The sequence below is a fragment of the Paenarthrobacter sp. DKR-5 genome (genome assembly GCF_018531425.1).
Taxonomy (GTDB): domain Bacteria; phylum Actinomycetota; class Actinomycetes; order Actinomycetales; family Micrococcaceae; genus DKR-5.
In genome coordinates this window covers 1-22922 of record NZ_JAHBOI010000010.1, presented here as the reverse complement: position 1 = coordinate 22922, position 22922 = coordinate 1, and the positions used below count along the sequence as shown (strand labels likewise).

Genomic DNA, 22922 nt, shown 5'->3' with positions numbered 1-22922 from the left:
GTCGGCAGCTCCAAATGTGTGGTCCGGTTCCTGTCCCGCCGGCGGCGGGCGGAGGGCCATCCGCGCCCCCGGCACCTACCATAGCGCCCCCGCGGGCGGGCGCCCGGGATGACAAACCGCTTGGCGTCGGGGTTAAGTAGTGGCATGCCTGACAAGCCGATTCGCCGCGCCGTTGTCATTGAGGACGATCCGGACATCCGGGGCCTGCTGGTCAAGATCCTCTCGCTGCAAGGATTCGAGGTGGCGGAGGCCGGCAACGGCGAAGCGGGCCTGGAGGCCGTGCGAAGCTCGGGTGCGGACCTGGTCACCCTTGACCTGAACCTGCCGGATCACGACGGCGTCGACGTGTGCCGGCAGCTGAGGCTCTTCTCGGACGCCTACGTCATCATGATCACTGCGCGGGCGGACGAAATCGACCGGCTTATCGGGCTGGAAACAGGGGCCGACGACTATGTCAGCAAGCCGTTCAGCCCCCGGGAGATCCAGGCGAGAATCAATGCGCTTTTCCGCCGGCCGCGCGCCGCGCCCGCGCCCGCCCCCGCCGTGGACGGTGACCTGGAGCGTGCTGCCGAGGTGCAGCGGAGCCTGCTGCCGCGGGAGGCTCCCCAGCTGGCCGGTTATGAGATTGCCGGCCGCATGCAGCCGTCCCGCAGCGTCGGCGGCGATTTCTTCGACTGGTACCCGACCCCCGAGGGCGTGCAGCTGACGGTGGCAGACGCGATGGGCAAGGGCATGGGGGCCGCGCTGATCGCTGCCACGGTGCGGGCGGTGATGCGCTCGGCCGGCAAGCGGCCCGACGTCGAATCCGCGTTCCGCTCCGCGGGCCGCACCCTCGAAGCCGATCTTGAGCACTCGGAATCCTTTGTCACCTTGTTCCACGCCCGGCTCGATGCAGTCTCCGGGGCGGTGAGCTACGTGGATGCCGGGCACGGGCTGGCCTTCCACGTCGCGGCCGGCGGTGCCGTCCGCCGCCTCGCCTCGAGCGGGCCGCCGGTGGGCGCGTGGCCGGACCACGAATGGTCCGCGGCCGGGGTGCAGCTCGACGACGGCGATGCGCTCGCCGTCGTCAGCGACGGTGTCCTCGACGTATACGACACCGTTGAGGAGCTGGTCGAAGCGCTCGGAGCCGCCGTCGCCGGCAGCACCGGGGCAGAGGAAGCCTGCGACGCCATTCTGCGGCTTGTCGCTCCGGCGGAGGTCTCCGATGATGTGACCGTCGTCGTCCTGCGCCGTCCTGCGGAGGTCAGCGCGCTGCTGCCGGGCTGACACCCTGCGGGGCACCCGCGCGCCGTGGTCAGCCCGCGGGAAAGCTTACGGTGACAGTGGTGCCGCCCCCGGCGGTTTCGCCGATATCGAGCGAGCCGCCGTGGGCTTCGGCGATCCGGGCGCACGTGGCCAGGCCAAGACCCGAGCCGCTGCCGTCTCCGTCGCGATGCAGGCGGACCAACGGCTCCTGGACGCGGCGGCGCTCGTGGGCGGGGATGCCCTTGCCGCGGTCGATGACGCGCAGAACAGTCCCGGAGCTCCCGGCAGTGCCGGTGACATGGACCGTCGGCGCCGCTCCGGGCCGGCCGTAGCTCAGCGCGTTGGCGATGAGGTTCTGAAGAAGGGTGCGCGTCTGGCCCGCATCTGCCACGAAGGCCAGGTCATTGCAGGTCAGGCTGCCTCCGGCGCCCCGGATGGCCGGGTGCAGGTCCTGCCGGATGTCCTCCACCAGCGCGGCGAGGGAGAGCTCCGTCCGCTGAAGGGTGCCGCCCACCCGTGAGAAGCCCAGGACATCGTCCAGCACGGTGAGCATGCGGCGGCCGATGCCGGCAACCGTCCGGAGGTAGCCCGAGGCTGCACCGTGGGCGGGGACGTCGGGGTCCTGCTCGCTGAGCTCCACATAGCCGAGGATGGCGGCCAGCGGGTTGCGCAGGTCGTGGCTCACACGACCGGCGAACGCTGCGAGACTGTCGTTGCTGCGCTGCAGCTCCCGCAGCGTTGCCTTCAACTGCCGGGTGCGGTGCTGCAGCTCGAGGATGTCCATGGCCTGGGCGGCGAGAGTCTCCAGCTGCCGCTGCCGGGTGCCGTCCAAGGCCCCGGCTTCCTCGGCGAAGACGCAGAGCGTGCCAAGTGCGTGGCCCGACGGTGTCACCAAGGGGACGGACGCATAAAAGCGGACCTGTCCGAGGGCCCCGGTCACGAACGGGTTGTCCGTGAAGCGCGGATCCGTGCTCGCGTCGGGCACCACGGTGGTGCGCCCGGAGAGGAAAACCCGGGCGCACATGGAGTCCTCGCGCGAGCAGATGCCCGGATCGATTCCAGCCGCGGCGACCTGGTGCTGGTGGTCCTCCGTGATGATGTTGAGGACACCGTACGGGGCCCCGCAGAGCTCGGCCGCGAGCCCCACCAGCCGGCTCAGGTCCCTGGCGGTGCCGTCTTCGGGGGCCGCGACGCCGTGCGCCGCGCGGCCGTTGAAGGGCAGGCCGTACTCGCGCAGGACGGCGGCGCGGGCGCGCTCCTCCGCCCGGCTCAACTCCACGCTGCGCATGCCCGGCCGGACCTTTCATTTTCCCAAGTTCACTGGACCGCAGCGCCCGTCCTCTGCACGTCCCCTGGGCTGGCTGCATTCGGATTCTAACCGAGCGATCCGCTCAGCGGCGGCGTCCGGCGCGCGCGCCCCAGCCGCCAAGCAGCGGGGAGCCGGCGCCGGCCAGGAACCCGAAGTCGTACCAGCCGCCTGTGCGGGAGACGTTGTAGACCGGGAACTCCTTCCAGGCCCCGAACAGGTGCACGATGAGCACAATCCAGCCGGTCAGGCCGTTCCAGAACCCCAGCAGCACGTCCTGCCACCACAGCATCGCCTGTCTCCCTCCGCCGTCTCCGCCGGTCTCCGCGCCGATCGGCTCGGCGCCAGCTTCCCGGACGGAGCACCGTTTTCCTAGAGTCGAAGGGCACCCGCGGCTTTCCCGGCTTCCCCGGCCGCCCCGGCGGACTGGGCCGCGCCGGCTGGCGCCGGGGTGAGGTCGATCCGGCGCAGCAGCTGCGCATTCAGTGCCACCACGATGGTGGACAGCGACATCAGGATGGCGGCGACGGCGGGGGACATGACGACGCCGGCGAAGGCGAACACGCCGGCAGCGACCGGGACGGCGACGATGTTGTAGCCGGTGGCCCAGACGAGGTTCTGGATCATCTTGCGGTAGCTGGCACGGGACAGGTCGATCATTGACAGAACGGAGCGCGGGTCATTGCCGGCCAGGACAACCCCGGCGGATTCCACCGCCACGTCGGTTCCGGCGCCGATGGCGATCCCGACGTCGGAGCGTGCAAGGGCGGGGGAGTCGTTGACGCCGTCCCCGACCATGGCCACTTTCCGGCCGCGTGCCTGGAGCTCGGCCACTTTCTTGTCCTTGTCCTGCGGGAGGACGTCCGCGAAAACCTCGTCGATCCCCAGCTCGCGTGCCACCGCAGCAGCCACCGGCGCGGCATCGCCGGTGATCATGGCGACAGTAACCCCGCGGGCCTGCAGCTCCCGCACAGCGCTGCGGGACTCGTCCCGGACCCGGTCCGCGAGGGCCAGTGCCCCGATGATTTTCCCGTCGCGCACCACGTGCAGCAGCGTAGCGCCCTGCGCGGCCCATGGTGCGGTGCGCAGGACCAGCTCCTCCGGAGGCTGAAGGCCCAGCCCGGCGAGCATGTTCGGGCCGCCGACGGCGACTTCCGCACCGCCGACGAGGGCCCGGACTCCCCGGCCGGTCAATGAACTGAAACCGGTGCCGGACAGGCGGCGGGTGCGGACCTGGGCATCGTCGGCCGCGGCGCGGACGATGGCACGGGCGACCGGGTGCTCGCTGTCAGCTTCCACGGCCGCCGCGAGGGCCAGCAGCTCAGGTTCCGGCAGGCCTTCGACGGCGGCGAGCCCGGTCAGTGCGGGTTTGCCTTCGGTGAGGGTTCCGGTCTTGTCGAAGAGGACGACATCGATGGTGCGCATCTGCTCAAGTGCCATCCGGTTGCGGATCAGGACGCCGGCGCGGGCAGCGCGTTCGGTCGAAATGGCGATGACCAGCGGAATGGCCAGCCCCAGCGCGTGCGGGCAGGCGATGACCAGCACCGTCACCGTGCGTACCACTGCTTCGTCCACGCTGCCGAGGAGGGTCCAGGCCAGGAAGGTGAGGATGCCGGCCCCGAGGGCGAAGTAGAAGAGTAGCGCAGCAGCGCGGTCTGCGAGGGCCTGCGCCCGCGAGGAGGACTCCTGCGCCTCTGCGACCAGGCGTTGGATGCCAGCCAGCGCGGTATCCGGCCCGACGGCGTCCACCCGGACCCGGACGGCATTGTCGGTGGCCACAGTGCCGGCGACGACTCTGGATCCCGCGGCACGGCCGACTGTCCGTGACTCTCCGGTGATCATGGACTCGTCAAATTCGGCCTCCCCTTCGACCACGGTGCCGTCCGCGGGTACCCGGCCGCCGGACCGCACCAGGACCAGGTCTCCCACGGTGATGTCCGCCAGTGGCACCGACCTGACTTCGCCGTCGACGATTTTGTCCGCTTGATCCGGCAGCAGGGCCGCCAGCGCGTCGAGGGCGCCCTGGGCGGAGCCGAGCGCTCGCATCTCCATCCAGTGCCCCAGCAGCATGATGACGATCAACAGCGCCAGTTCCCACCAGAAGTCGAGGTCGAACCCGCCCAGATGCAGCGTGGTGGCCCAGGAGGCGCCGAAGGCGACGGTGATGGCCATGGCGATCAGCAGCATCATGCCCGGCCGGCGAGAGGTCAGTTCGCCCCAGCCGCCCTTGAGGAACGGAGCGCCGCCGTAGACGAAAATCACTGTGCCCAGCAGCGGGGGAATCCATGAGATGCCGGGAAAGTCCGGGAGCGGGTAGCCGAGCAGCCGCGAAAACATCGCGCTGAACGCGACGACCGGGAGTGCCAGCACCAGGCTCAGCCAGAACCTGTTCCTGAACATCGCAGTGCTGTGGCCGGTGTGCTGGCCGTGGGGATGGACCGCATGGTTATCGGCGGCGGTGTGGGGCATGGCGTGCGGGGAAACAGGGTGTTCCATGGGTCTTCCTTTGCGCTCAGGGGCAATGGTGGACCTTCAATGCGTGCGGGCCAAGGGCCGGACGACGGCTTCCGGTAAGAGAGAACTTATACCCGTAGGGGGTATGCGTCAATCCCTGCCCGGGTGCCGCGTCTTCCCGTCTTGCACATTTTGTCCTTGAGCACCAGATTCCTCAGCACCCTTGTCAATGGCTGGCTGGTGTAGTGGGATGAACCCTATCCTCCGCCACACCACGGACACCCCCGTGTGTCTGGCGCTGGGCCTGGTCAGCCGGAGCGGCTGACACATCCAGAAAGGTACGACATGACAGGGAACAGAGCAGTTGCCTACAAGGGGCCGGGCAAGGTCGAGGTCATCGACATTGACTACCCGACGTTCGAACTCAAGGACGGCCCGGGCGTCAACCCGGCCAATGTGGGGCGCAAGGTGCCCCACGGCGCGATCCTGAAGACCGTCGCCACCAACATCTGCGGATCCGACCAGCACATGGTCCGGGGCCGCACTACTGCGCCGAAGGACCTCGTCCTGGGCCACGAGATCACCGGCGAGGTGGTCGAAGTCGGGCCCGGCGTCGAATTCATCAAGGTGGGGGACATTTGTTCCGTGCCGTTCAACATCTCCTGCGGCCGCTGCCGGAACTGCAAGGAACGCAAGACCGGCATCTGCCTGAACGTGAACCCGGACCGCCCGGGCAGCGCTTACGGGTACGTGGACATGGGCGGCTGGGTCGGCGGCCAGGCGGAATACGTCCTGGTGCCCTACGCGGATTGGAACCTGCTGAAGTTCCCCGACCGGGACCAGGCCCTGGAGAAAATCATGGACCTGACCATGCTCTCGGACATCTTCCCCACGGGCTTCCACGGAGCCGTCTCGGCCGGCGTCGGGGTCGGTTCGACCGTCTACATCGCCGGCGCGGGCCCGGTCGGGCTGGCGGCGGCGACGGGTGCCCAGCTTCTCGGCGCGGCCGTGGTCATCGTCGGCGATATGAACGCGGACCGGCTCGAGCGGGCCCGCAGCTTCGGCTGCGAGACGGTCGACCTGACCAAGGGCGGTCCGGCCGAGCAGATCGAGCAGATCCTCGGCGTCCCGGAGGTGGACTGCGGCGTGGACGCCGTCGGCTTCGAGGCCAAGGGCCACGGCGCAGGGGCAGGGGAGGCGCCAGCGACGGTGCTGAACTCGCTGATGGAAATCACCGCTGCGGGCGGTGCGCTTGGCATCCCGGGCCTGTACGTCACAGGGGATCCGGGCGGCATTGACGAGGCGGCCAAGAAGGGCTCCCTGTCGCTGAGCCTGGGCACCGGCTGGGCGAAGTCGCTCTCCTTCACCACGGGGCAGTGTCCGGTGATGAAGTACAACCGGCAGCTGATGATGGCGATCCTGCATGACAAGGTGAGCATCGCAAAGAACGTGAACGCGAAGCCCATTCCGTTGGAGGACGCTCCGCGCGGCTACGCGGAGTTCGACGCCGGGGCGGCAACGAAGTATGTGCTGAACCCGAACAACTACATCAAGAACTAGCCCTTAACCCGTGCGAAGACCGGGCGCCCCGCCGCCCGGTCTTCGCCGTGTCCGGGGGCACCCGCTCAGCGTCGCGGCGGCTCGTCCGCGGCACTGCGGACGAGCCCCTTGGGCAGATTGTGGCGGCGCAGCACGCCCAGGCGCAGGGAGACGTAGGCCGCGCTGCCGAGCGGAATAGGCAGCCAGAATTGGACGAGCCGCCAGCCGATCACCCCGAGGACCGCGGTCGCGTGCGGGACACCGAAGCCCACGAGCGTGGGAATGAGCAGGCCCTCCACGATGCCGAGGCCGCCCGGAGTGAGCGGGAGCATCATCAGGAGGCTGGCAAGGCCGAACGCCACGAGCAGCTCGCCGGCGCCCAGGCTGTGGCCGAACGCGGCGACGAAAATCCACAGCGCGGCGGCATCGAACAGCCAGTTCAGGGCTGCCAGCAGGACCGCGAGCACCAGGGACCGGCGGTCCGTCCGGAAGACCTCCATCTGCCTGCCCATCCGCCGCACGAAGTCCTCGGCTGAGTCCTCGTGGATGAAACGGACCAGACGGGCCGACCCGCGGGCGAAGCGGACGGCGGCATCGAGGTGGCGGCGCAGCGCCACCACCGCCGTGACGGCGCAGATCAGGATCACGAACACGACGGCGGCCGCCAGCAGGTAGTAGACGTTCGCCTCAAGCACTGGCAGTGCCAGCAACAAGCCAACGGCGAAGATCCCGCCGAGCACGAGGTTGGAGCCGATGATCTCCACGGTGGCGGCGCTCAGGGCGTTCTCCGGCCACGTGCCGGCGAGGGTGAGCAGCCGGTACCGGATCGCCGCCGCGGTGGTGCCGCCGCCGGGCAGCACATGATTGGCCCCGAAGTCGCACAGATCGATCCGCAGCACGGTGAAGTACCCCGGCCGGTCGTCCGGCGGGAGCAGCAGCAGCGTCAGCCCGCTGTACACGAGCCACGCCAGCAGTTCCAGCACGACGGCGGCCCCCACCATGACCGGGGAGGCGCGGCCGAGGACCTCCAGTGACGCGGAGGCGTCGACCAGCTGCGGGAGCACCAGGTACTCGAGCACCAGGATGAACACCAGCACAAGCACCAGTCGGCGCACTGTGGTCCGTACTCTGCGGGTGGGTGACATCCATTCAGCTTTTCGTCCGGCCGTGCCTCTTACGAAGGTAGCTACATTCTGCCCTCTGCCGCCCCCGCGCGTCTGCCGCGCCTAGGGCCTTCCGGCCCTCGCCCGCCACCGCGTGCCGGTCCTAGCCTGAGGGCACGCCCCGCCACAGGGGAAGACCGAATGGAGGCGCTGACATGTCCGTCTACAGCATGGGACTGTGGCTGGTGCACCCCGGCCGCGAAAACGACTTCGTGCAGGCCTGGCGCGACCTGGTGAGGAGGGCCCAGGAAAACTATCCGCACACCACCTTTGTCCTCATGCACGACCGCGAGGTTCCGGACCGCTTCATCAGTACCGAGGCATGGGAATCGCTGGAGCAGATTGAGCAGTGGCTGGCGTCAGCGGACTTCAGCGCGGGGATGGAGGCAGTGCGGCCCTCGATTGAGCATTTTGAGCCGCACACCCTGGACGAGGCTGCCGCCGTCTGACCGTGGGCTGCGGAGGCGGAGCATGGCCGCGGAATCTTCCCCGGGGCGATCAGCGCCGCGAACCAGCCCACGCGGCCGAACCGAATCCTGCGGCGCGGGGATCGCGCTGATTGCCCCGGGGAAGGGCGGGCCGGACCGGGACGCCGTCCCTTGCGGGAGGCTGCTCGCCGCGTCGGCCTGCCATTCAGGTTGCTCCCGCCGGCTCAAGCGACCGTCGAGCTTTCCTCAAGATTTGCTCAAGATCGTGGCGGCGGGCGGCGACAGGCAGTTTGACGGAACCATCAGTGGCGGAGGACGGAGGTGATCATGGACGGTGCGGAGCCAGGCCGGAGGCTCTCCATCCCGTTGGTGGCGGATCTCCGTTCGCTCCCGGAGCACAGCCTCGCCGCGGCCGGTGGCAAGGCCGTCAATCTGGGAGTGCTCCTGGCCGGAGGTTTCCCCGCGCCGCCCGGTTTCTGCGTGACCACTGAGGCGTACCGCGTTGCCTCCGAAGCGGCCGGTCTCGACGCGGCGCTCGCCGGCGTCGACACGGCCGGCGATGACCGTGAGGCGCTCGCCGCCATAGCCGCGCGGGCTCGGGACGCGCTGCTGTCCGCCCCGGTCCCCGAACCAGTTGCCGAGGCGGTCCGGGACGCTCTCACCCGGCTGGGGACGGGAACCACGGTGGCCGTCAGGTCCTCCGCAACCGCCGAGGACCTGCCCGCAGCCAGCTTCGCCGGCCAACAGGACACTTTCCTGGACGTCGCGGGCCCGGAGGAGGTGCTGGCGGCCCTCCGCAGCTGCTGGGCCTCTCTGTGGACCGAACGGGCGGTTGTCTACCGGGCCGCGCACGGTGTCGGCCAGCGCTCCGTTTCGGCCGCCGTCGTCGTCCAGGCAATGGTGCACAGCGTGGCTGCGGGCGTACTGTTCACGGCGAACCCGCTGACCGGCCGCCGCCGAGAGGCCGTGATCGACGCCAGCGCCGGGCTGGGCGAGGCAGTCGTCTCCGGCAGCGTCAACCCCGACCATTTCGTGGTGGACGTCCACAGCGGCCGGATCACCGAACGCCGCTCCGCCGCCGGCGAACCGTGCGTCACCGACTCCCAGGTCCTGGCCATCGCTCGTCTGGGCGCGGCCGTCGAGGAGGCGTTCGGCGCGCCGCAGGACCTCGAGTGGGCCATCGACGGCGACGGCGCGCTCTGGCTGACGCAAAGCAGGCCCATCACCACGCTCTACCCGGTGCCCGAGGACCTGGTGGACCTGCCCCGGCCGCGGGTGCTGATCTGCGCCAGCCTGCTGCAGGGGCTGACCCGGCCGCTGACGCCGATGGGGCTGGCCGCTTTCCACCTGATCTCCCTGGGCCGCTCGGGCCTGCTGGAGCTGATCGGCGCAGGCAGGGAGGAGTCGCAGGCCCTCTACCTGGACCTTGGCGGCCGGTTGTATGTGGACCTCACCGCGCTTCTGCAAAGTCCCGGGGGCCGCCGGTTCATCCGGGTCTTCAAGGTCTCCGACGCCCGCTCCGCAGCCGCCTTGGAGTCCCTGCTCGGCGATCCGCGCTTTCCGCTGGTGAAGGCCCCGCGCCGCAAGGTGCTGCGCGGCCTGCTCACCGTTGCCCAGGTCCTGCACCCGGCGGACATCGTGCGGCAGACGCTGAAGCCGGCGGCCGCCGGTCCCGCCGTCGACCGGGCGGCAGCCAGGCTCTCGGCCGCGCTCGCGTTCCCCTCCGACGCCACGGCCGCTGCGAGGCTCGACGGCGTCGAACGTGTCCTGGGCAAAGAGATCGTCACGGCCATTTGGGACATGATTGCGCCGATGGAGGCAGGCTTTGCGTGCCTGGGCCTTGTGCAGCTGCTCCTCAAAGGCAAGCTCCAGCGCGGGGACCTGGAGACGGTGCTGCGCGGACTGCCGCACAACGTGACCACCGAGATGGACCTCGAGCTGTGGGCCGTCGCGGTCCGGCTCCGGGAGGACGCGGCCTCTGCCGCGGACGTCCTCCGCCGCGATCCCGCCGACCTGGCGCGGGCTTACACCGCCGGAACCCTCCCGGCGGTTGCGCAGGCCGCCGTCCGCGGCTTCCTGGACCGCTACGGGCACCGCGCCGTCGCCGAGATCGATCTCGGCGTGCAGCGCTGGTCTGAGGACCCTTCGCATCTGTTCGGCGTACTGGCCAACTACCTGCGCCTCGAGGACCCGCAGTTGGCACCTGACCTGCAGTTCGCGCGGGCGGCGGAGCAAGCGGAGGCCAAGGTGGCGGACCTGACGGCGCGGGCTGCCTCCCGGAGCAGGCTGCGCGGGAAGGTGGTGGCCCTGGCCCTGCGCCGGACCAGGGAGCTGGCCGGGATGCGGGAACTGCCCAAGTTCCATCTCATCGTCGCGTTCGCGGCACTGCGGCGGCAACTGGACCTGGTCGGGGCCGAACTGGCGGCAGCGGGACGCATCGCGGCACCCCAGGACATCTACTTCCTTGATCTCGCCGAGGCAAGGGTGGGCTTGCGCGGAGCCGGTCTGGCGGAGATGGTGGCCGCGCGCCGCCGGGAATACGACCAGGAAATGCGCCGGCGGTACATTCCGCGCGTTCTGCTGACCGACGGCACGGACCTGGAAGCTGCCCTCCCGCGGCCGGCCGGCGCGTCCGGGGACCTCGCGGGCACGCCGGCCTCGGCGGGGACCGTGACGGGCCGGGCCAAGGTGGTTTTCGATCCGGTGGGGGCGCATCTGGAACCTGGCGAAATCCTCGTTGTGCCGTCCGCGGATCCGGGCTGGACGCCGCTGTTCCTCACCGCCGGAGGATTGGTGATGGAAATGGGCGGGTCCGTGTCGCATGCTTCCGTGATCGCCCGCGAGTACGGCATACCCGCAGTGGTCAGTGTGCGGGACGCGACGACGCGGATCGCCACCGGCAGCACGATCACCGTGGACGGCTCGGCCGGAACGGTCCGGCTGGAGAGCTGAACCCGGGGGCTATTTGGCGATCAGCATGGTTGGTGGAAAGCTGGGGTCCCGTGCCAGACCAACGCCAGCCGCTGCTGCATGACCTCGTCACCGTCCTGTCCGCTCCCGTCCAGGCATGGAGCGGCCGCGACGGCCAGATCCGCCGGCACGGCATCCAGGGCGTGTACCTGGGGGACGTCCGCGTCCTCTCCAGTGCCGTGCTGTCGGTCAACGGCGAAGAACCCGAACCGCTGGCCCTGGAGATTCACAGCGCCCATGCCGGCGTCGAGCTGGGCCTGACCGCTTCTTACGTGGTCCGCTCCGCCGGGATCCCCGGGGACGACCCGCTGCTGCTGCTCCGGCGCGCCCGGAGCGCCCGCGCGGACGGCATGAGCGAGACCTTGACCTTTGCGTCCAGCCACGATGAGCCGCTCCTGCTCGACGTCGTGCTGGACCTCGAAGCGGACCTGGCCGGCATGGAGACCGTGAAGTCCGGGGTGCCTGCCGCCCCGGCGGCGCCCGCGTTCGCCGCCGGGGCCTGGGGATGGACGGAGGAAACCGGCGCCCGCGTCGCCATCGAGGCGCCGGACGCCGAGATCGGAACCTTCGGGGGAGGCCTGCGGCTGCAGTGGACCGTCAAGGTGCCAGCCGCCGGGGAACACCAGGTGGAATGGGCGCTGCGCGGCGGGGACATCTCCGCCCCCATGGCCGCAGCAGCCCAAATCGACGGCGGGGTCGAGTGGTCCCTGCCGTCCGTCGCTACGGAGGACCGGCGCGTCGGACGGCTGCTGCAGCAGTCCCTCTCGGACCTTGCCGGACTCCGGATGGCCTCCGCCTCGCACCCGGGGGATACCTTCCTGGCTGCCGGAGCGCCTTGGTTCTTCACGCTGTTCGGCCGTGACTCGCTGCTCGCCGCCCGCATGATGCTCCCCCTGGGTACCGAGCTGGCGGCTGGAACCCTGCGCTCCCTGGCGGCCCGGCAGGGCCGCGCGGTGGACGCGGCCACAGCCGAACAGCCCGGCAAGATCCTGCACGAGGTCCGCCGCTCGGCCTTCGTCCTCGAGGGGGCCGGGCTGAGCCTTCCGCCGGTCTACTTCGGCACCATCGACGCCACCCCGCTCTGGATCTGCCTGCTGCACGACGCCTGGCGGTGGGGGATGCCCGAGGCGGAAGTGGAGGCGCTGCTGGACTCCTGCGAAGCGGCCCTGGCCTGGATGCGCGACTACGGCGACTCGGACGGTGACGGCTTCCTGGAATACCTGGACGAATCCGGCATCGCTCTGGCCAACCAGGGCTGGAAGGACTCCCCGGACTCGGTGCGCTGGCGCGACGGCTCGGTCGCGGAGGGACCTATCGCGCTCTGCGAGGTCCATGCCTATGCCTATGAGGCGGCCGTGAGCGGGGCCGCCCTGCTCGAGGCTTTCGGCAGGCCGGGCGCCGAAGAGTGGCGCGCCTGGGCCGCCGCGCTCGCCGACAGGTTCCGCGCTGCCTTCTGGGTCCAGGATGACCTGGGCCCCTACCCGGCCATCGCCCTGGATGCGCACAAGCGCCCGGTCGACGGAGTGAGCAGCAACATGGGCCACCTGCTCGGCACCGGGATGCTCAACGCCGAGGAAAGCGCGGCCGTCGCGGACCGCCTGATGCACCCGACGCTGTTTTCCGGGTACGGCATCAGGACCCTTTCCACGGACAACGGTGCCTACTCGCCGCTGCGCTACCACTGCGGGGCGGTCTGGACCCACGACAGCGCCATCATCCTGGCCGGGCTTGCCCGCGACGGACACCACGGACACGCCGCCCGGCTCTCCCGCGCCCTCCTCGACGCAGCCGAGGGCTTCGATTTCCGCCTGCCGGAGCTCTTCTCCGGCCACGACGCCGGCGACGTCGCCGCGCCGCTCCCCTATCCGGCGTCCTGCCGCCCGCAGGCCTGGGCGGCGTCATCGGCGGTGCCGGTCGTCGTCGCCGCGCTGGGCATGGTCCCCGATGCCCGCCACCGCTCGATCCGCCTCGCCGGCATCGAGGAGCATCCCTTCGGCAACCTCCGGATCGACGGCCTGAGGCTGGGCGCGGAGCCGTTCACCGTCACTGTCGACGACGGCGAGACCAGGTGCGCGTCCGCGTCGGGCCTGCGCTTCTACCGCCGGTAAGGACCGGCGCGGAGGACAGCTAAACTTGGCAGTGCCTAACCGGCCGGAGGCTCCGGCGCGCTCAACGAACGGGGAAGACTTGCGAGAATTTACCGCCCGCTTCGCGTCTGCGGAGGAAATCGCCGACTGGGACCGCCACGTCACGGCCAACCCGAACGGCGGCAACCTCCTCCAGTCCGAGGCGTTCGCGCAGGTCAAGGGCCAGTACGGCTGGAAGCCGCTGCACCTGGTGTACGAGACGGCCGATTACAGCAGCTACAACCTGGTGCTGGAAAAGAGCTTCCCGCTGCTGGGCAAGCTCTGGTACATGATCAAGGGCCCCGACGTCGCCGGCGCCGAGGACATCCCGGGAATCGCCGCTGCCAACCGGGAGTTCGTCAGCCGCGCCAAGCTCGGCGTCTTCGCCGTCAAGGTCGAGCCCGACATTGTGGACTCCCCGGAGGCCCGCGCCGAATTCGGCCGGGCGGGGCTGGTCAAGACCTTCAACCTGCAGCCCAACGACAGCACCGCGCTGCTGGACGTGACCCCGGACGAGAAGCAGCTGCTGCGCACCCTGCACTCGCGCGGGCGCAACGCCGTCCGGCGTGCCCTCCGCGAAGGGGTTGAGGTCCGCAACGTCGAAGGCACCGAAGAGAACTTCAGGGCTATGTACGCCCTGATGACGAACACCGTCGAGGCCAAAGCCAACGTCCAGGTGCGCGAGTACGACTACTACCGGCAGTTCTGGACGGCCTTCATTTCCCGGGGCCAGGGCCGCCTCTTGTTCGTGTACGAGGACGGGGTGCCGTCGGTGGGTGCCTTCGTGATCAACTACGGGCGCAAGGGCACCTACAAAGACGGCGGGTCGCTGCAGCGGCGCAATCAGTACGGCGACTCGCACCTGGTGCAATGGACGGCGATCAACCAGCTCAAGGAGTTGGGCATCACCGAGTACGACTTCTGCGGCACCCCGCCGAGCGACCGCCTGAAGGACACTTCCCACCCCCATCACGGTCTTGGCCTGTTCAAGACCAGCTTCAGCAAGACGGTGACGGACTTCGTCGGCTGCTACGACCAGGTCCTCAGCCCGGTCCGGTACAAGGCGTGGACCCTGGCAGGGGAAAAGGTGTTCCGGCAGCTGTACTGGCGCAGACACCGTCAGCAGTTCTACTAAAAACCGCGCAAGGGCGGTCGATCGGGGGAAGGAGATTCCGGCCAATGGTGGACAAGCCGAGGGGACCGGCCCGCAAACCGCGGGAAGCGCCCAGCCCGACGAAGGCCATTCCTTCTGTCGGCCAGCGCCGTGACGAACAGGCGCGCAGGGTGCTGCGCCGGCTGATGCAGGGCGATTCCCCGCCCACAGCGCCGATGAGCATCGTGGAGCGGCTTGCCGGCAGCCCCTATGCCAACCCGATGATCCAGGTCGGCGGCCTGGACGACTCTGCCCGCCGGACGCTGGACTTTGCCCTGAACCTGGCCGAAACCATGTTCCGCTACGGCGCCGGCGCGCTGGAGGCGGAAACGAGCATCATCGCTGTCACCGCCGCGTTCGGCCTGCGCAACGTCGACGTCGACATCACCAACCAGTCGATCATCATCAACTACGCGCTCAAGGACATGACTCCCGTGACCCTGCTGCGCGTGGTGCGGTCCTGGACCAACAACTACGCCGGCCTGGCCATGGTGCACCAGCTGGTCACCGACATCGTGGACGGGGGCGTGGGGCGCGACGAAGCCGCCAAGCGGCTCCAGGAGATCGTACGCCGGCCCAAGCCGTTTCCCCGGCCGATGGTCACGCTCGCTGAAGGCCTTTTCGCGCTTGTCATCGTCGGGGTGATCGGCGGCGGCCCGCTCGCCTCCCTGGTGGGTTTCCTCAGCAACATCCTCGTCGGCCTGCTCACACGGCAGCTCGGCAAGTGGCGGGTACCGGACTTCTTCACAACTGCCGCCGGCTCGTTCGCCGTGACCTTCATCGCGCTGCTGTTCTGGTGGATGAACCTGCCCATCTCGCCGGCAATCGTGATCGCAGGCGGAATCCTGCTGCTGCTGCCCTCGGGGCGGCTCGTCTCAGCAGTGCAGGACGCGATCAACGGCTTCCCGGTGACCGCCGCGGGGCGTCTGCTCTCCGCGTTCCTCACCTTCGGCGCCGTCGTGTCCGGGATCGCCGTCGGGCTGGTGCTCGGCGCGTTCTCCGGAACCGGCCGGCTGGACCCCACATCCATGCCGGGGGACGCCTATCCTGTCTGGGCCCGGGCCCTGCTGGTGGTGATCGCGGTGCTGACGATCGGCATCGTGGAGCAGACGCGGCCGCGTCTGCTGCTGCCGACCGGTGCCGCCGGACTGGCCGGCTACCTCGTGCTCGTCGGGGCGACCGCGGCGGGGCTGGGCGACCGCCTGGCCCCGGCCGTGAGCGCCGTGGCGCTGGGCATGGTCGCCCGCATGGTGGCCCTGAGGATGGGGGCACCGCAGCTCGTGGTCGCGGTGCCCGCCGTGCTCTTCCTGCTGCCCGGGCTCTCGATCTTCCGGGCCATGTACACCTGGACGGTGGACCCGAACGCCGCGCTCGACGGCGCCGTCGGCATTTTCAACGCGCTCACCGTGATTCTCGCCGTGGCGGGCGGAACCGTGCTGGGAGACAACCTCGCCCGGCCCTTCACCCGCAAGCTGGGCAGCAACGAAAAGCGCCGCAACCGCCGACGTTGAGGGGGTCGGGACCGCCGGGATCAGACCTTCCCGAGGGGTGTCTTCTTCTCGGCCTGGAAGCTGTCCTCGTTCCGCCCGTACGCCCAGTAGCCCGACAGGGAGACGCGGGAGCGCGGGAGCTGGCGCTGCTTGAAGAGGACTTCCCGCAGGGCCTTCATGGCCTCGCGCTCGCCGTGGGCGAAGACCTGCGGGTCGCCCGCGCGCCACGGCATTCCGGCGACGGCCTCCACCAGAAGGGAACCGGGAACCGCCGACGTGCCGTCCCGCACCAGCCATTCGAGCGTGATCCCGCCGGGGGCAGCGACCGGGAGCGCATCATCCTCGGCCCCGACTTCCAGGAAGGCGTGCCCGACGGCTCCGGCCGGCAGCGCCTCAAGCGCCGCCGAGATGGCCGGGACGGCCGATTCGTCGCCGGCAAAGAGATACCAGTCAGCGGACGGATCGGGGGCGTAGGCCCCGCCGGGACCGCTGACGATCAGACGGTCACCGGGCTTCGCCGCGGCCGCCCAAGGGCCGGCAAGGCCTTCGTCGCCGTGGATGACGAAGTCGATCGCCAGTTCACGGGCTTTCGTGTTGACCCAGCGCACAGTGTACGTGCGCGTTGCCGGCCAGTCCTCGCGCGGCATGAATTCACGCAGACCGAAGACGTCGACGGGTTCGGGATAGCGCACACCGGGCCGCAGGAAATGGATTTTGACGTACATGTCCGTGAACCCGTTGGGCTCGAAGGCGGTAAACCCCGGCCCGCCAGCGACGATGCGCACGAAGTGCTCCGAGAGCCGCTCCGCCCGGAGCACGTCAAGCGTGGCCTGCGGGCGGGGTTTGACGACGGGGGCGACGGTCATGGGGTCCTCCTGGTGGGCAGCCGGGCTGTTCCAGCCTATGCCAGTGTCCCGCCGGGCTCCGCGCCGGTCGCTCCCGCGGCAGTCACTGCCCCGGAAGCGACCAGTCGACACCGGCGGCCCCTTGTGCCGCCAGCAGTTCGTTGGCGCGGCTGAAGGGCCGGGAACCGAAGAAGCCCCGGCGTGCGGACAGCGGACTGGGATGCGCCGAGGAGATGAGCGGGACACCGGCCAGCAGCGGTGCGACCGTGCCGGCGTCGTTGCCCCATAGGATCGCGACGAGCGGCCCGCCACGGGCAGCGAGCGCGGCGATGGCCGCAGAGGTAACCTCTTCCCAGCCCTTGCGGCGGTGCGAACCGGCGGCGCCCGGGGCGACGGTGAGCACCCTGTTCAGCAGCAGCACTCCCTGGGCGGTCCACGCGCTCAGATCCCCGTGGGGCGCCGGCGGCAGGCCCAGGTCCGTCTGCAGCTCCTGGTAGATGTTGGCCAGGCTCCGTGGCAGCGGGCGGACCGAGCCGTCCACGGCGAAGGCGAGTCCGATGGCGTGCCCCGGCGTCGGGTAGGGATCCTGCCCGACGATCAGGACCTTGACGTCGCTGAGCGGGCTGGTGAACGCCCGCAGGACGTTGTGCGCCGCCGGGAGGATGGCGGGCTGCGCGGCCGCGAACCGGCCGGCGGCGCGCAGCCTGTCCTCCACCGGCGCGAGCGCCTCGGCCCAGTCGGGGGCCATCAGGCTCAGTGGATCCTCGGCGAGGGCGGCGCGGGCGCTGGTGTCCTCTTCGGCGGCGGGGGGCTGTGCCTGCAGGTCGAAGAGCGCCTCGGTCCGTCCGGCTGTGCCTGTTTGCTTCATGCGTCCATTCTGCCGTCAGCGGCCCGGATACGCCGGACTGGAGCGCGCTGCGAATGACAGAGGTGTCATTCGCCTCTATCATGGGGTGAGTCCCGTGCGCAGAACGTCTGAATGGAGTGTGTCGTGGCCGGATCCGAAGCCCCGCTGACCCTGGCCGACCTCTCCGTCGACGCGGCGGAGGAGTCGCCCCTGAGCGAACGCGACCGCCAAATGCTGGCACTGGAGCGGCAGTGGTGGAAGTACGCCGGCGCCAAGGAGCAAGCCATCCGGGACCTGTTCGGCATGTCGGCCACGCACTACTACCAGATCCTCAACGCACTGATCGATACCGAGGATGCTCTCGCGCACGATCCGATGCTGGTGAAGAGATTGCGTAGACTACGTACGACGCGTCAGCGGGCCCGCACGGCCCGCCGCCTGGGATCTGACGCCTAAAAGTACGCTCTACACAAGGACCCTTCCGCATCATGACCAATTTTCCTCGGGATGAATTCGACAAGGTCCCGGAGACATCCTCGCGCCAAGGTGTCCACCGTACCCGCACCGAACTGCCCGGCCACGGCCTGACCCCGGTGCTGATCGCCGGCGCCGTCGCCCTCGTCGTCGGGCTTGCATCCTTCTTCCTGCTTCCCCGCCTGGGCTTCGGAGCTGCCAGCACCGGCAGCACCGCCTCGGCGGCGACGTCCACGACGTCGGCGTCACACTCGGCCCCGACGCCGAGCGCGGCCAGGACCAGTGCACCGGCCTCCGCCAAGGCGCCGGCTCAGGCAGCCGCTCCAACCCCGACCCCGAGCGCCAGCGCGGCGGTCGACAAGACCACCTCGGTCACGGTCCTGAATGCCAGCGGCGTGGCCGGGCTCGGGGCGAAGGTCGCCGGACAGGTCCAGTCCGCGGGGTGGCCGGTCGGCAGCGTGGCGAACTGGCAGGGTCAGCCGCAGCCAAGCTCGGTCATCTTCTACAACGGCGCAGCGCAGGAGGGCAATGCCAAGGCCCTCGGCGCCTTGCTGAACATCACCCGTCTGGTCGACACCGCGGAGATCGGGGTTCCCCTCGCCGTGGTGATCGGCCCCGGTTTCAGCTGATTCCGGTCACGCCTCCATAACATTCCCGCCGCCACGGACGGCACCGCGGACCCGCCCGGCGGCCGTCGTTAGAGTGGCAACGAACGGAGCCGCACGCCCGCGTGCGGCCACAACGAGCGGAACGGGGAACAGATGACGCACGGGACCGCGACTGGACTCCGCCCGCTTCGCCGCTCCGGGGCCGCCGCCCGCACTCTTTCCGCAGTGCTGGCCCTCGGTGCCGTGCTGGCCGTTGCCGGCTGCGGCACCGCCGGAGCGAACGCCCGGACTGCGAATGCCGACGCCAGCGGCGACGGTGTGCTGAAGATCGGCGTCATTCTGGACAACACCGGAGGCCAGGACTTCCTCAATGAGTCCGAACTCGCCGCGGTCAAGCTGGCGGTCCAGCAGGCCAACGACGCGGGCGGGCTGAAGGGCAAGCCCGTGGAACTGCTGCCCGCGCAGGCGGGAGAAGACAGCGCAGCGCAGGCGAAGGCCCTCGCCGCCCACCACGTGGACGCGGTGATCGGCCCGACGGACTCCAGCCACGCGCCGGCGGCCATCGACATCCTCTCCCGCTCCCAGGCGGTCCTGATTTCCCCGGCCAATACGGCCGCGGGCCTGAGCACCTACCGAAGCGGAGGGTATTACTTCCGCACGGCCCCCTCGGAGACGGCACAGGCGACGGCGCTGGTGAACCTGGCCAAGGACAGCGGACGCCGCACCGTCGCGGTGCTGCACGAGGAAGGCCCGTACGGGCAGCAGGTCGGGCAGGCAGTGCGCGAGGCGATCGCCGCGGCGGCCCTGACGGCGGGCGCCGACGTCGAAGTCAAGGCCGGTGCTGCGCAGGCGGCGGCCGGCCAGGCCGCGGGGGCCGATGCCGTCGTCGTCGTCGCCAGGGACGGAGCAGCGGCGCTGCTGTCGGCTCTCAACGGAGCAGGCGTCCCGGGGGAGAAGATCCTGCTCAGCGACGGCGCCGTGGCGCCCTACGGACCCGCGCTGGCGCAGGGAGCACTCAGCGCCGCGCGCGGTGTGCTGCCCGGGCGGTTCCCCTCGCCGGCGTTCACTGCCAGGCTCCTCGCCGTCGACCCGAAATTGAAGGACCTCAGTTTCGCAGCGGAGTCCTTTGACGCCACGCTGCTGGCCATCCTCGCCGCGGACGCCGCCGACGACGACGGCGGTGCCTCGATCGCGGCAAACCTGATTGCGGTATCCGGCGGCGGTTCGCCCAACGGGCAGCCGGTGAAGTGCTCGAACTTCATCGCGTGCACCGGCGCCCTCAAGCAGGGCAAGGCCATCGATTACGAGGGGGAGTCGGGCACGGTGAACTTCAACCGCAACGGGGATATCACTGTCGCGAACTACGAGGTCTACAGCTACGGGGACGACAACAAACCGAAGCTGACCGGCACGCAGACCGCGGTGCGCGCGGGCAGCTGAACCGGCGGTCCGCGTCCGCACGCGCACGGGCCGTCCACTGCAGGCGTAAAGGCAGCTCCTTCGCTTGCACTCTCAGTGGGCGAGTGCTAATTATTGAGTTAGCACTCTCATGCTTCGACTGCCAGCCCTTCGGGCTCCGGTCCGGGGCTGGGTGAAGAGAAAAAAACCTTGCCGGGTGAGGGCACGAGCCGGGGCGTAAAGAGATCGCCGCGGAATCGGTCCGTCCGTCGCGGGCGCTTCGGCAGGGCACCTGAACTCTTACCGACTGTCCAGGAGGGACAAGCCGTTATGGCCAAGATGATTGCATTTGATGAAGAGGCCCGCCGCGGTCTCGAGCGGGGCCTGAACACCCTCGCTGACGCCGTCAAGGTCACCCTCGGCCCGCGTGGCCGCAACGTGGTCCTCGAAAAGAAGTGGGGCGCGCCCACGATCACCAACGACGGTGTTTCCATCGCCAAGGAGATCGAGCTGGACGATCCTTACGAGAAGATCGGTGCCGAGCTCGTCAAGGAAGTTGCCAAGAAGACTGACGACGTCGCTGGCGACGGCACCACCACCGCCACCGTCCTCGCCCAGGCGCTGGTCAAGGAAGGCCTGCGCAACGTTGCCGCCGGCGCCGACCCGCTCGCGCTCAAGCGCGGCATCGAGAAGGCCGTCGAAGCCGTCACCAACGAGCTGCTCGAATCCGCCAAGGAAATCGAGACCAAGGAAGAGATCGCAGCGACCGCTTCCATCTCCGCCGGTGACACCCAGATCGGCGACCTGATCGCCGAGGCCTTGGACAAGGTGGGCAAGGAAGGCGTCATCACCGTCGAGGAGTCCAACACCTTCGGCCTCGAGCTTGAGCTCACCGAGGGCATGCGCTTCGACAAGGGCTACATCTCGGCCTACTTCGTCACCGACGCCGAGCGCCAGGAGACGGTCCTCGAGGACCCGTACATCCTGATCGTCAACTCCAAGATCTCCAACGTGAAGGATCTCGTTGCGGTTCTGGAGAAGGTCATGCAGTCCAACAAGCCGCTGCTGATCATCGCCGAGGACGTCGAGGGCGAGGCTCTGGCCACCCTGATCGTCAACAAGATCCGTGGCACCTTCAAGTCCGTCGCCGTCAAGGCTCCGGGCTTCGGTGACCGCCGCAAGGCACAGCTGGCCGACATCGCCATCCTGACCGGCGGCCAAGTCATCGCCGAAGAGGTCGGCCTCAAGCTTGAGAACACCACCCTCGAACTGCTGGGCAAGGCCCGCAAGGTGGTCGTGACCAAGGACGAGACGACCATCGTCGAAGGTGCCGGCGACGCCGACCAGATCGCCGGCCGCGTGGCCCAGATCCGTGCCGAGATCGAGAACTCCGACTCCGACTACGACCGCGAGAAGCTGCAGGAGCGCCTGGCTAAGCTGGCCGGCGGTGTCGCAGTGATCAAGGCCGGTGCCGCCACGGAGGTCGAGCTCAAGGAGCGCAAGCACCGCATCGAAGACGCCGTCCGCAACGCCAAGGCTGCTGTGGAAGAGGGCATCGTCCCCGGCGGTGGCGTGGCCCTGATCCAGGCCGGCGTCAAGGCGTTCGCCAACCTGCAGCTCACGGGTGACGAGGCCACCGGCGCCAACATCGTCAAGGTTGCGATCGACGCTCCGCTGAAGCAGATCGCCTTCAACGCGGGCATGGAGCCCGGCGTCGTCGTCGACAAGGTCCGCGGCCTGCCCGTTGGCCACGGCCTCAACGCTGCCACCGGCGTGTACGAGGACCTGCTTGCTGCCGGCGTCAATGACCCGGTCAAGGTGACCCGCTCTGCCCTGCAGAACGCGGCCTCCATCGCCGGTCTGTTCCTGACCACCGAGGCAGTCGTCGCCGACAAGCCCGAAAAGGCCGCTCCGGCCGGCCCGGGTGCCGACGAGATGGGCGGCATGGGCGGCTTCTAAGCCACAGCCCAAGCGCCTTAGCTGCTGACAAGGGCGGCATCCTTCGCGGATGCCGCCCTTGTTGCGTTCCGGGGAGTTTGCGTCCCGGGGGAGTTGCGTCCGGGGAGCGGCGTCCGGGGAGCGGGCACGATCAGCCCGCGAACAGCCGCATATTTGCCTCCTCGGCCTGCGCATACTGCAGGGCCGCGTTGCCGAGGGCGCTGTTGATGCTCTCCAGGGAGGCCTCGACCCTTGCTTGGGTGGAGCGCCAGTCCACCACCAGGCTCTGGAAGGAGGCTGAGGCCTGGCCGGTCCACGTGCCCTGAAGCTCCTGCAGGCCGTGCTGCATGGTGTCCACTTCCGCGCGGATGCGCTCGATCGAGCCGCGCACGGCCGCGCTCCGGGCGCTCAGCGCATCGCTGTCGACATGGAACTGTGTCATGGTGATCCTCCCGGACGAGTGCTGTTGGTGGTCCGAGGCTAGCCCTGCTGCCGGGCCCGGCGGAGTTCCTCACCGGCCACGTGCACGTCCCGGCCGCTGGGCGGTGCTGTGGAGGAGAAAGAGGGGGCGGCTGTCAGCTTACGGGCGTTAGCATTTCGGACACCCGCGTGAGCAACCCGGACAGGGGATAGGGGGATTCCGCTAACGCCGGTCCGGGTCGCTAACGCCGGTCCGGGTCGCTAACGCCGGTCCGGGTCGCTAACGCCGGAAGCAGCTGTTCCGGCGCCCAGCCGAGCGGTCAGCGGGTCTCGTCGACGAAGGATTCCGCCGGTTCGGACTCATCCCGGATGCCGTCGTCGTCCAGATAAGGGGCTCTTCGTAATTAAGGGTGTAGCCGGGGCGACGGGGGCCGGCGCGGCGAAGGCGGGATAGAGGTCGAGGCCTTCCGATGATGGAAGTTCCTACGCTCGCCATCCGAAAGACCTCGACGTGCTCA

Annotated in this window: 18 protein-coding genes; 11 read left to right on the top strand and 7 right to left on the bottom strand. The window is 69.4% G+C overall.

Annotated elements, in window-relative coordinates:
* Positions 1-144 precede the first annotated feature (144 nt).
* Positions 145-1266, top strand: a complete 1122-nt coding sequence (locus tag KIH31_RS18355; RefSeq protein WP_214428400.1) for a PP2C family protein-serine/threonine phosphatase — start codon at positions 145-147, stop codon at positions 1264-1266.
* Between the two features lie 28 nt (positions 1267-1294).
* Here the strand turns inward: KIH31_RS18355 and KIH31_RS17320 are convergent, their stop codons facing one another.
* The 3 genes from KIH31_RS17320 to KIH31_RS17310 form a co-directional block, all read right to left on the bottom strand.
* Entirely contained in the window at positions 1295-2533 is a 1239-nt protein-coding gene (locus KIH31_RS17320; RefSeq protein WP_214428399.1) for a GAF domain-containing sensor histidine kinase, read from the bottom strand.
* A gap of 103 nt (positions 2534-2636) precedes the next feature.
* Positions 2637-2843 (bottom strand): hypothetical protein, encoded by a 207-nt coding sequence (locus KIH31_RS17315; RefSeq protein WP_250546185.1) that lies wholly within the window; start codon positions 2841-2843, stop codon positions 2637-2639.
* Positions 2844-2923: 80 nt separating this feature from the next.
* A complete protein-coding gene (locus KIH31_RS17310; RefSeq protein ID WP_374224901.1) occupies positions 2924-5074 on the bottom strand; it encodes a copper-translocating P-type ATPase in 2151 nt (716 codons plus the stop codon).
* A 276-nt stretch (positions 5075-5350) separates the two neighbouring features.
* Here KIH31_RS17310 and fdhA point away from each other — a divergent pair, with 276 nt between their 5' ends.
* Entirely contained in the window at positions 5351-6565 is a 1215-nt protein-coding gene (fdhA, locus tag KIH31_RS17305; protein WP_214428397.1) for a formaldehyde dehydrogenase, glutathione-independent, read from the top strand.
* A gap of 65 nt (positions 6566-6630) precedes the next feature.
* Here the strand turns inward: fdhA and KIH31_RS17300 are convergent, their stop codons facing one another.
* Entirely contained in the window at positions 6631-7689 is a 1059-nt protein-coding gene (locus KIH31_RS17300) for a flippase-like domain-containing protein (RefSeq protein WP_214428396.1), read from the bottom strand.
* A 173-nt stretch (positions 7690-7862) separates the two neighbouring features.
* Here KIH31_RS17300 and KIH31_RS17295 point away from each other — a divergent pair, with 173 nt between their 5' ends.
* The 5 genes from KIH31_RS17295 to KIH31_RS17275 all read left to right on the top strand — a co-directional run bounded on the left by KIH31_RS17295 (position 7863) and on the right by KIH31_RS17275 (position 15895).
* Entirely contained in the window at positions 7863-8156 is a 294-nt protein-coding gene (locus KIH31_RS17295) for an antibiotic biosynthesis monooxygenase family protein (protein ID WP_214428395.1), read from the top strand.
* A 306-nt stretch (positions 8157-8462) separates the two neighbouring features.
* Positions 8463-11087: a PEP/pyruvate-binding domain-containing protein gene (locus tag KIH31_RS17290; RefSeq protein WP_214428394.1), complete on the top strand. Its 2625-nt coding sequence runs from the start codon at positions 8463-8465 to the stop codon at positions 11085-11087.
* 50 nt (positions 11088-11137) lie between these two features.
* A complete protein-coding gene (locus KIH31_RS17285) occupies positions 11138-13213 on the top strand; it encodes a glycogen debranching N-terminal domain-containing protein (protein ID WP_307857693.1) in 2076 nt (691 codons plus the stop codon).
* Positions 13214-13292: 79 nt separating this feature from the next.
* Entirely contained in the window at positions 13293-14366 is a 1074-nt protein-coding gene (locus KIH31_RS17280; protein WP_214428392.1) for a peptidoglycan bridge formation glycyltransferase FemA/FemB family protein, read from the top strand.
* A 44-nt stretch (positions 14367-14410) separates the two neighbouring features.
* A complete protein-coding gene (locus KIH31_RS17275; RefSeq protein ID WP_214428391.1) occupies positions 14411-15895 on the top strand; it encodes a threonine/serine exporter ThrE family protein in 1485 nt (494 codons plus the stop codon).
* Between the two features lie 20 nt (positions 15896-15915).
* Here KIH31_RS17275 and KIH31_RS17270 read toward each other — a convergent pair whose 3' ends face one another.
* Positions 15916-16740, bottom strand: a complete 825-nt coding sequence (locus tag KIH31_RS17270) for a siderophore-interacting protein (protein WP_214428390.1) — start codon at positions 16738-16740, stop codon at positions 15916-15918.
* 82 nt (positions 16741-16822) lie between these two features.
* Positions 16823-17587, bottom strand: a complete 765-nt coding sequence (locus KIH31_RS17265) for a uracil-DNA glycosylase (RefSeq protein WP_214428389.1) — start codon at positions 17585-17587, stop codon at positions 16823-16825.
* 123 nt (positions 17588-17710) lie between these two features.
* Between KIH31_RS17265 and KIH31_RS17260 the strand changes: the two genes are divergently transcribed.
* The 4 genes from KIH31_RS17260 to groL all read left to right on the top strand — a co-directional run bounded on the left by KIH31_RS17260 (position 17711) and on the right by groL (position 22005).
* Positions 17711-18022, top strand: a complete 312-nt coding sequence (locus KIH31_RS17260; protein ID WP_214428388.1) for a DUF3263 domain-containing protein — start codon at positions 17711-17713, stop codon at positions 18020-18022.
* A 32-nt stretch (positions 18023-18054) separates the two neighbouring features.
* Complete coding sequence (locus KIH31_RS17255) at positions 18055-18669, top strand: LytR C-terminal domain-containing protein (protein WP_214428387.1); 615 nt, start codon at positions 18055-18057, stop codon at positions 18667-18669.
* A 132-nt stretch (positions 18670-18801) separates the two neighbouring features.
* On the top strand, positions 18802-20088 hold the full coding sequence (locus tag KIH31_RS17250; RefSeq protein WP_214428386.1) for an ABC transporter substrate-binding protein: 1287 nt from the start codon (positions 18802-18804) through the stop codon (positions 20086-20088).
* Between the two features lie 288 nt (positions 20089-20376).
* Positions 20377-22005 (top strand): chaperonin GroEL, encoded by a 1629-nt coding sequence (gene groL, locus KIH31_RS17245; RefSeq protein ID WP_214428385.1) that lies wholly within the window; start codon positions 20377-20379, stop codon positions 22003-22005.
* Between the two features lie 130 nt (positions 22006-22135).
* On the opposite strand, the gene KIH31_RS17240 is transcribed toward groL, so the two are convergent.
* Positions 22136-22426 carry a WXG100 family type VII secretion target gene (locus KIH31_RS17240; RefSeq protein ID WP_214428384.1) on the bottom strand — a complete coding sequence of 97 codons (291 nt, stop codon included), beginning with the start codon at positions 22424-22426 and terminating at the stop codon, positions 22136-22138.
* Positions 22427-22922 lie beyond the last annotated feature (496 nt).